10 protein-coding genes are annotated in these 14,361 nt (G+C 43.2%); 9 read left to right on the top strand and 1 reads right to left on the bottom strand.

Annotated elements, in window-relative coordinates:
* Nucleotides 1-257 precede the first annotated feature (257 nt).
* From MHM98_RS12640 to MHM98_RS12600, 9 genes are all read left to right on the top strand, one after another.
* Nucleotides 258-1,334, top strand: a complete 1,077-nt coding sequence (locus tag MHM98_RS12640) for an OmpA family protein (protein WP_239439693.1) — start codon at nt 258-260, stop codon at nt 1,332-1,334.
* A gap of 171 nt (nt 1,335-1,505) precedes the next feature.
* Nucleotides 1,506-3,173: a glutamine--tRNA ligase gene (gene glnS, locus MHM98_RS12635; RefSeq protein ID WP_239439692.1), complete on the top strand. Its 1,668-nt coding sequence runs from the start codon at nt 1,506-1,508 to the stop codon at nt 3,171-3,173.
* A gap of 72 nt (nt 3,174-3,245) precedes the next feature.
* Nucleotides 3,246-5,168: an ATP-dependent DNA helicase gene (locus tag MHM98_RS12630; protein WP_239439691.1), complete on the top strand. Its 1,923-nt coding sequence runs from the start codon at nt 3,246-3,248 to the stop codon at nt 5,166-5,168.
* Nucleotides 5,169-5,196: 28 nt separating this feature from the next.
* A complete protein-coding gene (tsaB, locus tag MHM98_RS12625) occupies nt 5,197-5,889 on the top strand; it encodes a tRNA (adenosine(37)-N6)-threonylcarbamoyltransferase complex dimerization subunit type 1 TsaB (protein ID WP_239439690.1) in 693 nt (230 codons plus the stop codon).
* Nucleotides 5,890-5,925: 36 nt separating this feature from the next.
* Nucleotides 5,926-6,291, top strand: a complete 366-nt coding sequence (locus MHM98_RS12620) for a hypothetical protein (RefSeq protein WP_239439689.1) — start codon at nt 5,926-5,928, stop codon at nt 6,289-6,291.
* A 30-nt stretch (nt 6,292-6,321) separates the two neighbouring features.
* Nucleotides 6,322-6,969: a M50 family metallopeptidase gene (locus MHM98_RS12615; protein WP_239439688.1), complete on the top strand. Its 648-nt coding sequence runs from the start codon at nt 6,322-6,324 to the stop codon at nt 6,967-6,969.
* 15 nt (nt 6,970-6,984) lie between these two features.
* Nucleotides 6,985-7,833, top strand: coding sequence for an alpha/beta hydrolase (locus MHM98_RS12610; protein WP_239439687.1), 849 nt, complete (start codon nt 6,985-6,987; stop codon nt 7,831-7,833).
* A 190-nt stretch (nt 7,834-8,023) separates the two neighbouring features.
* Nucleotides 8,024-9,703 (top strand): long-chain-fatty-acid--CoA ligase FadD, encoded by a 1,680-nt coding sequence (gene fadD / locus MHM98_RS12605; RefSeq protein WP_239439686.1) that lies wholly within the window; start codon nt 8,024-8,026, stop codon nt 9,701-9,703.
* A gap of 166 nt (nt 9,704-9,869) precedes the next feature.
* A complete protein-coding gene (locus tag MHM98_RS12600; protein ID WP_239439685.1) occupies nt 9,870-10,922 on the top strand; it encodes an isoaspartyl peptidase/L-asparaginase in 1,053 nt (350 codons plus the stop codon).
* Between the two features lie 76 nt (nt 10,923-10,998).
* On the opposite strand, the gene MHM98_RS12595 is transcribed toward MHM98_RS12600, so the two are convergent.
* Nucleotides 10,999-14,064 (bottom strand): TonB-dependent receptor, encoded by a 3,066-nt coding sequence (locus MHM98_RS12595; RefSeq protein WP_239439684.1) that lies wholly within the window; start codon nt 14,062-14,064, stop codon nt 10,999-11,001.
* Nucleotides 14,065-14,361 lie beyond the last annotated feature (297 nt).

The following is a 14,361-nucleotide window of genomic DNA, read 5'->3' as shown; positions in this document are numbered from 1 at the left end:
TATAAACACCAATTATACGGCTGTTGGAGAGATGGTATTGGCCATCGATATTTTAGATAAAGAACTAAAGCCTTATATTTTGATTTAAATAGTGATTTATCATCGTTTTTGGATAAAAAACGATAAATTTCACGGGAGATTGGCCCTTAGACTGTGATATTATTAAATCGTTCAGTTAAAATTCATTGCATGATTGTTTTAATGACCACATTACACGAAGTAACTTAAGAATATTCATTTTTATACAAGGAACTACCATGAAACACATCAAACTTAAAAAATTCATTCTTGCACCTATTGCACTAAGCGTTATGGCTGGTACAGCAATGGCGAAAGACGTTGAAAAAGGTTGGTATATTCAAGGCAACGCGGGTCAAGCTAAGAGCTATGCTACCCAAGAAGAATTACGCAATGAAGTTTTAGCGTTAGGCGATGTTGGTACTATCTCACCAAATTCTCAAAAACGCCGTGGCTGGCGTGTAGATTTTGGTTACCGTTTGGATAACAATTTTTCTGCAGCAATTACATACGCTGATTTAGGTTTAGTAGAGTTAGGTACGTCAACTAACAGCCCAATGATTCGTGAGATCGAAACAATTTCAGGTAAGGCACTATCTATTGTTGGTGCTTATAATTATCCATTTAACGATTGGGTAAACGCGCACATTAAAGGTGGTTTCTCGTCATTAGATTCTCGTCCAAATCACACGACTATGGGACGCGGTATTACAGCTGGCGATAACAAAGATTGGGTTTGGGGTGCTGGTATGTCATTCGACCTAACTGAAAATATGTCACTAATGTTTGATTGGGAACGTTACGAGTTCGAACATAAAGTTGATTTACTAACCGCTGGTTTACGTTACACCTTTGGTGACGTTGAGCAGAAAAAAGCGGCTCCTGCACCTGTGCCGGTTCCACCACCTGCGCCAGTGGTTAAGCCAGAGCCTGTTCCTGCACCAGCGCCTGCACCTAAGCCGTCGCCAGTGGTTGAAATCAAGCCATTAAAAGTGAATGTTTACTTTGCTAATAACTCAAGCATGTTAAGCGCTGAAACAAAAGCAACATTAGACAACGTTGGTAGGAAGCTAGCTGACGGTAATGTAGATAACGTGACTGTAGCAGGTTTTGCATCAGCACTAGGTAACGCTAAATACAACCAAATGCTATCTGACAAGCGTGCTAAGAAAGTGACTGAGTACATCAAAAACACTTGGTCAATCGAACGCGCTAAGATCTCTGTTTCAGCAAATGGTGAAAAAGACGCTCAAGGCGAAAACAATGGTAAAGATCGTAAAGTAACAGTACGTGTACAATTTGCTAAACAGCAATAAAAACACTGTTTAGAAGTTACTTTTTAACCACTAAAAACCCGCTAATTTAGCGGGTTTTTTTGTTTTTAGATCTCAAACACATATTAATGCGAACAAGTATTGAGAATCTTGTTGATTTAAGCGATCATACGGGCAATTTTTTATAAGTGTTTTAGTAATTTTGAGGATCTGATGAGCCAAGAGTCTGCGCGTCCAACCAATTTCATTCGCAACATCATCGATGAAGATTTAGCTTCAGGTAAACACACTGGTGTTGTTACTCGTTTTCCTCCTGAGCCAAATGGGTATTTACACATTGGTCATGCGAAATCGATTTGTTTAAATTTTGGTATCGGACAGGATTATCAAGGACAGACAAACTTACGCTTTGATGACACTAACCCAGCCAAAGAAGACATCGATTTTGTTAATTCTATTAAAGAAGACGTAAGCTGGTTAGGTTTTGAATGGGCTGGAGAAGTTCGTTACAGCTCAAACTACTTTGAAGATTTATATAACTACGCCGTTGAGCTGATTAAAAATGGCAAAGCTTTTGTTTGTCAGTTATCAGCAGACGAAATGCGTGAATACCGCGGCACCTTAAAAGAGCCAGGTAAGCCAAGCCCATGGCGCGATCGCAGTGTTGAAGAAAACCTCGATTTATTCGAGCGCATGCGCGAAGGTGAGTTCGAAGAAGGTTCTCACAGCTTACGTGCGAAAATCGATATGGCCTCGCCAAACATTAAGATGCGCGATCCTATTATTTACCGCATTCGTTTTATTGAGCATCATCAAACTGGCGACAAGTGGTGTATCTACCCGATGTACGATTTCACTCACTGTATTTCCGATGCTATCGAAGGCATTACACACTCGTTGTGTACGCTAGAGTTTGAAGATCACCGTCCGCTATACGACTGGGTTATCGACAATATTTCTATTAAGACACATCCACAGCAAATCGAGTTTTCGCGCTTAAACCTTGAATACACTGTGATGTCTAAGCGTAAGCTCGCTGCGTTAGTCGAAGATAACTTAGTTGATGGTTGGAACGATCCGCGTATGCCGACTATCGCTGGTATGCGCCGCCGTGGTTACACGCCTGCATCACTGGTTGAGTTTTGTAAGCGCATTGGTGTTACTAAGCAAGAAAACATGATTGAAATGAGTGCGCTGGAAAGCTGTATTCGCGAAGATTTAAATGTGACAGCACCGCGTGCGATGGCGGTATTAGATCCGATCAAACTGGTTATTGAAAATTACCCAGAAGGGCAAGTTGAGCAATTAAACGCACCGAATCATCCAAATGATGAAGCGATGGGGACGCGCCAGTTGCCATTTACCCGCGAAATCTTTATTGACCGCGCTGACTTTAAAGAAGAAGCGAACAAGAAGTACAAGCGTCTTGTGTTAGACAAAGAAGTGCGCCTGCGTAACGGTTACGTCGTTAAAGCATTGCGTTGTGACAAAGATGCAGAAGGCAACGTGACAACGGTTTACTGTAGCTACGATCCTGAAACACTTGGTAAGAATCCAAGTGACGGCCGTAAAGTAAAAGGCGTTATTCACTGGGTGTGCGCATCACATGGTGTACCAGCAACCGTTCGTCTATATGATCGTTTGTTCACTGTACCAAACCCTGCAGCTGCAGAAGACTTTGCCTCAGTTATCAACCCTGAGTCACTAGTTACTGTGACAACTGCGATTGTTGAGCCGTCACTGGTTGACGCAAAAGCTGAGCAAGCTTATCAGTTTGAGCGTGAAGGTTACTTCTGTGCTGATAACAAAGATTCAACCAGAGACGCGTTAGTGTTTAACCGCACTGTTGGCTTACGTGATACTTGGGCAAACAACGCCTAAGCTTTTGAAAAGTTGATAAATGATAACAGGCAATGATTTCATTGCCTGTTTTTTATTGGAAATTAGATTGCAATGACAGCGCTTGAGACCAAAATAAGGCATGCCTTTGCCAAAGATGGGGCGTTAGCCCAATGTATCGATGGTTATGACGAGCGCGATGTGCAAACTCAAATGGCGTTGGCGGTTGGCAATGCCATCGAGCAAAAACAGCAGCTGGTGGTTGAAGCGCAAACGGGGACCGGAAAAACCTTTGCCTATCTAATTAGTGCCATGCTTAGCGGGGCAAAAACCATAGTTTCTACCGGAACTAAAGCTCTTCAAGATCAGCTGTACTACAAAGATTTACCACTGGTTAAAAAAGCCCTTAATATTCCCATTAAAACCGCCTTGCTCAAGGGGCGAGCCAATTATCTGTGCATCGACCGTTTTAATAAATTACAGCAGCAAGGGGCGAGTCAAAGCGAGCAGGTAGAGCACGATTTAATTCAAATTAAACGCTGGTCAGGGCATACGCTGTCAGGTGATCTTGGTGATGTGCCGGGCGTTAACGAATCGTCAATTGCTTTTTCATTAGTAACTTCAAGCGCCGATAATTGTAGTGGCCGTAAATGTGAACATTTTGATGATTGCTATTTATTACGCGCCCGTCGTTTAGCGATGGATGCAGATCTAATCGTCGTTAATCATCATTTGTTCTTTGCCGACATGGCCCTTAAAGATACCGGTTTTGGTGAATTGATCCCATCAAGCGAGATGGTGATTTTCGATGAAGCACATCAAATTCCTGATATTGCTTGTGGCTACTTTGGTGAGAGTTTATCGACTAAAACTATTAAAGAGTTAGCTGTTGATATTTCACATGTTTATTACACCGAGCTTAAAGACACAAAGCAGTTATTAAAAGCCGCCGAAATTGTTCAGCGTTGTAGCGACCAATTGCGTTTAGTATTCGCCCATAATGGTGAACGCGGCGATTGGGGACAAGCGTTAAAGCGCGGCGATGTCAATGGCGCCTTTGAACAGCTGCTCACTAACCTCGATTTTATGTATCAGGTGATTAAAATTTCCTTGGGGCGCAGTGAAAATCTCGATAATTGTTTTGAGCGATTACTGGATGTTAAATCGCGATTAGAAAAATTTAAAACCGGCGATAAAATCGGATTTAGCTTTTGGTATGAAGCATCTCGCAACCATCTACAGCTCAATATTAGCCCGTTGTCGATTGCTGATAAATTTAGCGAGCACACAAAATCACTTGATAGCGCGTGGTTGTTTACATCGGCAACACTTAAAGTTGACGATAAGTTTGACCATTTTACAGCGCAGCTAGGGATAAAAGATCCGCAAACGCTGTCACTCGATAGCCCATTTGACTATCAGCTGCAATCGCTGTTTTGTGTGCCGCGTTATTTCGCAGAGCCAGCCAGTCCAAATTATTTAGACCAATTGGCGCAAACGACGCAGGTGCTGATTGAAGCCAGCAACGGCGGTGTATTGATTTTGGTGACCAGCTTTTCAACCTTAAATCGACTGCAAGCTAAACTCGCGGGACAAATTGACCAAACGCTATTGGTGCAAGGTGATGACAGCAAACAAGCATTGCTTAATCAGTTTGTTCAAGATGGCGATGCGGTATTGCTCGCCACATCATCGTTCTGGGAAGGAGTAGATATCCGCGGTGATGCGCTGCGCTGTGTTATTATCGATAAATTACCTTTTGCATCACCTGATGATCCGCTGTTAAAAGCGCGCCTAGATGATAAGAAAAAACAAGGCGTTGAAGGGTTTGACGCTGTGCAGGTGCCACAAGCAGTTATCGCACTTAAACAGGGAGCAGGGCGTTTAATTCGCGATGTTAACGATCGCGGCGCCCTCGTATTATGCGATACACGCATGATAACCCGTCCTTATGGACGAATATTTTTACAAAGCTTGCCAGACATGAAACGAACGCGAGATCTCAAGCAGGTCATCGATTATCTTGAGCAGCTATAACCACTATTAGATGAAACGAATACACACTATGTCACATAAATTTCTAATCATAGATACCTCTACCGAAGCTTGTTCAGTGGCCGTTGTTAATGGTGATGAGGTTATTCACCAGCAAGATGTTACGCCGCGTAGCCATACCAAAATGGTATTGCCGATGGTGGATAATATGCTTAATGAAGCCAAATTAACCTTAGCCGACTTAGATGCGATTGCGTGGGGCCGTGGGCCAGGTAGTTTTACGGGCGTGCGTATCGGTACAGGTATTATGCAAGGACTTGCGCTTGGTGCAGATAAACCGGTAATTGGTATTTCAACCTTGGCAACTATGGCACAACAAGCAATGGACGAAGCTGATGCACAACAGGTTATTGCGGCGATAGATGCGCGAATGGGTGAAGTATATTGGGGCGTCTTTAACAACGTTGATGGCATTGCGACCTTGGTTGGCGAAGAGATCGTTATCAAGCCTGAACTAATCGATGATTCAGTATTAAATCAAGCGCAATATGTGGCTGTTGGTACGGCATGGGATGCATATCCAGCACTAAGTGAACTTGCGGATATTACCGTCAATAACGACATTCTTTACCCATCGAGTCATGCAATGGCACCACTAGTCAAAGCGGCGTTTGATAACAATGAAGCGGTGGATGTTGATCAAGCCAGCCCAGTATACGTAAGAGATACAGTGACATGGCAAAAATTACCGGGTAGAAATTAGACGATCTTAAATCGCTTGTGCTAAACTACTTTGGCTATGATTTTAAATACGACTTATACACCATCAAATCCAACAACAGCTGCGCCGAGTGAGCGTTTAGTTGCTGGCACGTCTGAGCCTAATGCCATTCTCCGTGGCAGGGTTGTTGATGGTGTTGATTCAACAAGTAATTCTAATCAAAATCGCCGTGCTGTTATCGGTGACGAGCAGCAGCAAGAGCAGCGCCAGAGTAGTACGCTTACTCAAGCACAGTACGAAAAAGTCGCCGCTGCGCATCAACAAACCATTTACGATAAGCCGCAAGGTGCTCAACGCCTTGCGATCAGTGAATACCAAAGCGTTCAGCACGCACCCAAACGCGAAGAAATCCAACGTCTCGTTGGCATCGATACTTTCGCTTAGCCTTCCTTTTTATTCTTCTTAGAGAGAGCCATGAATCAACGCATCTTATTCTTTGGCTACTGTTTGTTCGCCATCGTTATTAGTTACATTCCTTTTATCGGTTTACCTTTTATTTATCTCGCGACTATTTTCCATGAAATTTCTCATGCTCTGGTGGCTGTGGTGACTGGTGCGCAAGTTGTTGAGTTTGCCTTAGCGGTTGATGGCAGTGGGCATGTGTTATCACGCGGTGGTAGCAGCTTTTTAATCGCAATTAGTGGCTATCTCGGGGTATCGATTTGGGCGGCGTTATTATTTCAAGCGGGGACCCGTAATAACTTAGCCCGTTTCACCATAGGCTCATTAATCGTGCTGTTCTCAGTAACTCTCATTCTATGGGTTAACAATCTAATGACGGCGCTTATTTTAGGTGCGGTTATCGGTTTATTAGTGTTAATGCTTGCCAAAACAAGTGCGGTATATATAACTCACCTTTCGCGTTTTGTAGCGATTATTGTACTGTTTAATGCTATTAAGAGTCCGCTTTACCTTATTGATGGGCGCGCGGCTGGCGATGGCGCTATTTTAGCGAAGATGACTTTTGTCCCTGAAATTGTGTGGGTTGTTTTATGGTGTGCTGCTGGCCTTGCGGTTTTGTATTGGTTGTATCAATCGCTTGGCAAGCCTCAGAGACACTAGAGCATGGAAAGACGTATGGATAGACGATTTGAAACAGGCCACATAGACTTGGCTGCACTTGAGTTTTGCTTAGAAAATTCAAGTGATGTCGTGACAATTGCACTGCATGGCTGGTTAGATAACGCCAATAGTTTCCTCCCGATGATGGAGTACAATCACACACATCATGTCATTGCCATTGACTGGCCTGGACATGGCTTTTCGGCGCATCGCGGTGAAAATGCTTCCTATCATTTACTCGATTATGTATATGACCTATACGCGCTAATTCAAAAAAATCAGTGGCAACAGATCAATATTATCGGTCACTCGTTAGGCGCTATCGTCGCTTCAATTTTTGCCGGCACCTTTCCAGAATTAGTTAATAAACTCGTGCTTATTGAAGCGTTAGGACCGATTACGGCTAAACCGCAAGACACCACAGAGCTACTTAGAAAATCCATCATTAATAAATACCAATCGCAAATTAAGTTACCATCAAACAAACAATACAGCTCAATCGAAAAAGCGGTATTAGCCCGTACTATGGCCAGTGATTTTGATAGCGATATTGCACGCCTATTAGTCGAGCGCGCTATAAAACAAGACGGTGAGGGGTTTATATGGCGCAGTGATTCACGCTTAAAGCAGTTATCACCGATGCGGATGGTAGAAGAGCAGGCGGTGGATATTCTATCTAACATCGAGCACGATACGCTGTTAATTCTGGGAGAGCGCGGTTACCATTCAATGCGTGATGCCCTTAAGGCTCGTCAATCCCATCTCGCTAATCTCAAACATCACACCATAGCTGGTGGTCATCATGTGCATATGGAAAATCCTCAAGCCACTTGGCAACTCATAGCGCAGCATTTAGCTTGCTAGCGGCAAATAACCCAAGTCCGGATAAAATAATAATACCGAAAGGTGAGCTATTTAATATCTAGTGCAATCGCTCTACTTTTTACTTTAAAAATTGCGCCAGTTGTGGGAGCATTAAACAACTGTTTAAAAGATACTAAATCACGCGATCGAACAATTTATAAATAATGCGTGATTTCTATGAGGAGAAATTGTGGAAAAAGTTTGGCTAAAAAGCTATCCAGATGACGTGGTAGCGGAGATTAATCCAGAGCGTTATCAATCGCTGGTTGAAGTATTTGAAGAGAGTATTGAACGCTTCCCACAAAACGTTGCCTTCACCAATATGTCTCATGACATGACTTATGCAGAGCTCGATAAGCAAAGTAAAGATTTCGCTGCTTATTGCCAAAACGAACTGAAACTAGAACGCGGTGATCGCCTTGCAATCATGATGCCTAACTTATTGCAATACCCTGTTGTGATGTTTGGTGCACTGCGCGCAGGACTGGTGGTTGTTAATGTTAATCCGCTTTACACCGCTCGTGAATTAGAGCATCAATTGAACGATTCAGGGGCTAAAGCGCTAGTTGTATTGAGTAACTTTGCCGATACCGTAGAGAAAGTCGTTAACAACACTAAAGAGTTGCAACACGTGATTGTTACCAATCTTGGCGATCACTTCCCAATGCTTAAACGCACCATCGTAAATTTCGCTGTTAAATACCTTAAAAAGATGGTGCCAAGTTTTAACCTGCCACAGGCAATTAGCTATCGCGATGCGTTGGATAAAGGTGCAGGCCAAAGCTATCAGAAACCGCAAGTTAGCGGTGATGATTTAGCCTACCTTCAATACACTGGCGGTACTACAGGCCTAGCCAAAGGCGCGATGCTGAGCCATCGCAATATGGTGGCTAATTTAGAGCAAGCATCGGCCGCTTACGGCACGCAACTTGAAGACGGTAAAGAGATTATTGTTACCGCGCTGCCGCTTTATCATATCTTTGCACTGACAGCGAACTGTCTGCTGTTCATGAAGTTCGGTGCTCAAAACTTATTGATTACCAATCCGCGCGATATTCCCGCTTTTATTAAAGATTTAGCAAGCTATAAATTTACAGCGCTGACTGGTGTTAATACGTTATTTAATGCTTTATTAAATAATCAAGCATTTAAAGAGCTAGATTTCAGTACCTTGAAAATTGCTTTGGGTGGCGGTATGGCGGTACAGCGCGCTGTCGCTGAGCAATGGAAAGACATCACAGGCGTGCATTTACTCGAAGGCTACGGTTTAACTGAGTGTTGTCCATTAGTTACTGTATCACCACATAACAGCCAAGGTTTTAGTGGTACTATCGGTTTACCTTGTTCTTCTACTGATGTGCGCATTATGGGAGATAATGGCGTTGAATGTGGATTTGGCGAGCCGGGCGAATTGCAGGTTCGTGGCCCACAAGTGATGCAAGGTTATTACAACAAACCGGAAGAAACGGCTAAAGTGATGGACGGTGAGTGGTTTGGCACTGGCGATATTGCAACAATCGACGAAGCAGGCTTTTGTAAGATTGTCGATCGTCAAAAAGATATGATTATTGTTTCTGGTTTTAACGTATTCCCGAACGAAATTGAAGATGTTTGTGCGATGCACGATGGCGTGTTAGAAGTAGCTGCCATTGGTATTCCACATGAAGTGTCGGGGGAAGTGGTGAAAATCTTCGTAGTGAAGAAAGAGTCATCGCTTGATGAAAAATCACTGAAAGCACATTGTCGTGAGCAGCTTACCGCTTATAAAGTACCAAAGCTGATTGAATTTAGAGATGAGCTACCAAAGACCAATGTTGGTAAAATCTTACGCCGTGAGTTGCGTGAAGAAGAAATTAACAAAGTGAGTTAATTGCTGGAATTTGGCTGCATTAATTGCCAAAACTACAGTTTGAATAAACCGTTAGTTAATGACTAGCGGTTTTTTTGTATCTGGAGATAAAATAGATTCGCAATAGAGTTTCTAATTTTTTGAATCATTTATAACTGAGTTTTAACTTTTTAAAGTGAGCTCAGAAGTGAAAATAAAAAAAGTACCTTTAGCAATCGCATTAACGGCTTATGGAAGTTTTGCTTGTGGAAATTTAGCTGCTACGCCTTTTCCAATGAATAATCCAGAATTTGGTCTTGTTATCCATGGCGGTGCAGGAACAATTTCGCCAGAAAAAATCACACCGATTAAGCGTCAAATGATCGAAAAAACACTCTCGCATGCACTAACATCTGGTTACGCAATTCTTGAGAGCGGCGGTACCAGTGAAGATGCAGTTGTCGCAGCGGTTAGGGTGTTAGAAGATTCGCCACTGTTTAATGCGGGGAAAGGAGCTGTCTATACATTTGATGAAGTCCACGAACTAGATGCGTCGCTTGCCACTGGGCACGACCGTCAAGCGGGGGCCGTTAGTGGCGTGAAAACTGTGAAAAACCCTATCGAGCTGGCTCAACAAATAAAAAACAACTCTGTTCATGTGATGTTGTCGGGCGAAGGTGCGCAAGACTTTGCTCAACAGCAGGGCATTGCACTAGTGGATAATGACTATTTTGATACCAAATCACGATTTGAAGCGTTAAAGCGGGTGAAAGAGAAGTTGGCCAAGTCAAAAACTATCTCACAATATCAGGCCAATCATAGAGCGCTTGAAGATGCCTTTAAAATGGGCACCGTTGGCGCTGTAGCGCTGGATAAAAATGGGAATTTAGCAGCGGGTACGTCAACTGGAGGAATGACTGCTAAACGTTTTGGCAGAATTGGCGATTCACCAATCATCGGTGCTGGCACCTACGCCGACAAACAATGCGCGGTTTCTGCTACTGGTCACGGAGAATATTTTATTCGCTATCAAGTCACAACGGATATCTGTAAACGATTTACTTACTTGCAAGAGCCACTAGAGCAGGCTGCACAGCATGTTATCTTCAACGTATTGGATAAAAATGGAGGCAGTGGTGGCGTCATTAGCATGGATAGTGTGGGAAATATCGCGATGCCGTATAACACCTCGGGGATGTATCGCGGCTATCAAACTGCTAACAAGGGTAGGTTTATCGCAATTTTTAAATCAGACAAGTGACGAGTAATAAGTTCCATTTAAAAAAGCCTCGATAACAGTGTTATCGAGGCTTTTTACTATGTTGATAGTTGTTTAATTAGAACTTAAATGTTGCACCAAGATAGGCGTAACGACCAACGTTACCGCCATATTTACTGCTCGTATTGCCTTTTGATGAAGAAACGACATCGCCGACACTCGGAATGAATGGTCCCGTATTATCAAATAAGTTACGAATACCACCAGTGATTTTTATATCGGTATCGCCTACATCAATGCTCTTTGAAACTGATAAGTTATGTTTGATGTAAGAGCCAAAATAGAGGTATTTGGGCGTTTCAGGATCAAGTACAGCATCTTCGTCACCAGCGTCGATAAGCGCTTGATTTTCATCTCTTGCCTCAAACCATTCTTTTTCCCGTTCAAAGCTGTCGACCATTTTTCCACGCCAACTAGTGCTCCAACGAATGCTCCAATCATCTTTCTTCCATGAAATTGAGGCTGCTGCTTTGTCTTTGAAAATACCGCTATCTAATTCACCATCAAAACGAAGCTTTTCAATGCCGTCGTTACCTTGGTACTTTTCAAAGTGCTCAATTACGTGATTGTAAGATAGACTAAATTTGAAGCGCCCGTAATTATCTGTTCTATAGCGATACTGCGCCACGACATCGACACCGCGGGTGGCCACTTCTGCGAGGTTGAATTGTCGTTGAAGGATTTCAGTGATCTGACCGTCGTCGTCTCGGGTGATTGAGTCACAAAATTGGTTGTTGTCGATGCTCAAAGTTGAGTTGTAACACTGACGAATGTTCTCTTCATTACCAATTTCAGCAATAGCGTCATCGATTTTAATATCGTAATAATCAACCGCTAGTTTAAAATTATCGATAAACTCTGGCGACATTACTATGCCAAAGGTATATGTATCAGCCGTTTCTTCTTTTAAATTACTGTTACCAGCGTTTGGCGAGTAACCATTATTGTCATCTTCAAACTCAAAATCTGGATCATCGGCGATCAATGCGGCAATGCTTGGCTCTAATCGACAATTATCATGACCATCTGCAGTAGAAGTTGCCGTCACTTCATCACAAATATCGTCATAGCTATCAAAATCTCCGCGCGGTGGCGACATTAGCTCAGTAATATTTGGCGCGCGTTGTGCTCGGGCGTAATTCGCACGAATGACATAGCCGTCAATCGGTTGCCATGAGAATCCGAAGCGATAGCTAGACATTAGATCTATGGCATCGATATCATAATCTGCAAGACGTAGTGAAGCGTCGATATCAAGTGATTTAGCTAGCGCTTCATTTCTTAAGAGGGGAACATGAACCTCACCAAAGACTTCGTTAACTTCGATGCTGCCTTTAAATGAGGGGACAACGTTAAAAGTAACGCCGCCGAACTGCTGCTCTTTATTGGTTTTAAGGGTCTGAGTATCTTTGCGATATTCATAGCCAAATGCACTAGATACGTTTCCTGCTGGCAGTGTGAATAAGTCACCGGTGATAAAGCCAACGAAGTTTATCTGCTCAATATCCGTAGAAATTTTAGGGTTGGCGCGGATCCAATCAGCAGCATCAGGCGTAATTGAGTTAACACCAAAAATATTGAGGGGGAGACAGCCTTGTTCGCGCGCCGATTCGTCAGCACATTGAATGGTAACGCCGTCTTCTGCATATTGTGCATCTAACGCTTGTGCAACACGAATGGTATTGAGTTCATTTAGACGAGTTTGGCGTTGCTTAAACTGTCCGTAACCCAGCGATACATCCCAATCCCATTCACCGTCAAACATAGTGCCGTTTAGGCCAGTCCACGAACGAATGGTGGTACGTTTGTTTGATGTTGTCACTGGGCCAACTTCGTAGAAGCGGCGATCCCACGAAATGCGGCTTCCTGCATTTTCTGCGATTTCTGCTGGCGCAAACGGATTGTCGGGATCGATATACCCTGGTCGCACTTGACTTACTTCACCAGTTTCGGGATCTAGATAAAGCGCGCTTGCACGTTCGTATTCATCTTCAGGGCTTTTAACGTTATCAGCATTGTTGCCACTGTATTGTACTTGAAAGGTAAATTCAACATCGTCATTGACATCGTAAGTAAGCTTTAATGCTGAAACTAAAGCTTCATCTGGCGTTTTTAGCATATTGTATTGGGCGGTGTTGACGCCGTGCTCTTCTTCACGCCAGTCATCGCGTAGGCCATTCTCGTCATACCAATAACCGCCGACACCGCCTGATTCTTCTTCGAACACGCCGCCGCGAATGCCATCACTACGCGAACGCCAGTCCGCTTGAGTGATATCTCGCATACACTGGTCGCCAGTAACAGTTGCCATTTCATTACACATGAGACTGTAGTTGTAATCGTAATCTGCTTCGATTTGCGCGCGTTTTCGGTCTTGCCACTTAATGCCATACTCACGCTCATAGTCGGTTGCTATGTAGAGATAGCCGCGGCTGTCAGCAAAGTCAGTGCCGTAGTTAAGGCTTAGCGATAGCTCATCACCGCCACCTTCGGTTGTGGTTCCGCCGCGAACTTTAAACTCTAACCCTTCTTTATCTTGACGAGTAATGATGTTGACCACACCAGCGATAGCGTCAGAGCCATACACTGCAGATGCACCGCCACTAATAATTTCAGTGCGCTCTACCATACCCGATGGAATAGTACTGGTACTGATGTAGTTGCCACTATAGCTATTGGATACCGCTCGTCGGCCGTCAATTAAGGTGAGGGTGCGGTCGGTACCTAAGCGGCGTAGATCAATTGTTGATAGACCAGAATTTTGCACGCTAGAGCCAGAATTTAAATTTGAAACCCCTTCTGCCAATGCTGGTATTTCATCGATAAGCACATCTGATAGTGATCCTATGCCCGACGTTGAAATTGCTTCGCTATCAAGTGCCATCATCGGGGTTGAAGATGAAAATGCGTCGCTTAATTGAATACGAGAGCCCGTGACGCTAATTTTTTCAATGTCTTTAGTTTTAGCCTTCTTGGCTGCCGATGTTTTATTAACTTGCTGCTGACGCTCTATATTTTTGTTTTTTGCGTCAGTTTTTTCGACTGAATCATTGGCAAGCGCGTCGAATGACGATAGCGACATTGTGGCGGCACTTATCGCAATTGCTATTGTTGTTTTTCTCATTAAATTTTCCTCTTGTTTTTACAAAACAAAGAAAATTGTGGTTGGGCGTTGTTGATTTTATTGAAACCCAATCAAACTCTCAATGCTGTGAATACTGCGTCTTCTTTATATAAAACAAGTTGAGAGGGAACTATGACACCTAACTCCATTATCCGTCGATTTGATGTCTTTTTAATATCTATTTAATTTAGGTTGTTGTTTATTAAGTAATTTATCGAATGATTGATAATGTGATGAACGTCGCCATACCGTTTAAACATCTTTGTGTTGTTGCCAAAAATATGATTGTGCGGCATG

The sequence above is a fragment of the Psychrobium sp. MM17-31 genome (assembly GCF_022347785.1).
Lineage (GTDB): Bacteria > Pseudomonadota > Gammaproteobacteria > Enterobacterales > Psychrobiaceae > Psychrobium.
The sequence above is the reverse complement of the archived record's forward strand: the minus strand, read 5'-3'. Positions and strand labels throughout refer to the sequence as shown.

Coding starts and splice junctions, on each gene's coding strand:
- MHM98_RS12620 (WP_239439689.1), top strand. CDS start 5,926: ATGATTTTAAATACGACTTATACACCATCAAATCCAACAACAGCTGCG.
- MHM98_RS12630 (WP_239439691.1), top strand. CDS start 3,246: ATGACAGCGCTTGAGACCAAAATAAGGCATGCCTTTGCCAAAGATGGG.
- MHM98_RS12640 (WP_239439693.1), top strand. CDS start 258: ATGAAACACATCAAACTTAAAAAATTCATTCTTGCACCTATTGCACTA.
- MHM98_RS12615 (WP_239439688.1), top strand. CDS start 6,322: ATGAATCAACGCATCTTATTCTTTGGCTACTGTTTGTTCGCCATCGTT.
- tsaB (WP_239439690.1), top strand. CDS start 5,197: ATGTCACATAAATTTCTAATCATAGATACCTCTACCGAAGCTTGTTCA.
- glnS (WP_239439692.1), top strand. CDS start 1,506: ATGAGCCAAGAGTCTGCGCGTCCAACCAATTTCATTCGCAACATCATC.
- MHM98_RS12610 (WP_239439687.1), top strand. CDS start 6,985: ATGGATAGACGATTTGAAACAGGCCACATAGACTTGGCTGCACTTGAG.
- MHM98_RS12595 (WP_239439684.1), bottom strand. CDS start 14,064: ATGAGAAAAACAACAATAGCAATTGCGATAAGTGCCGCCACAATGTCG.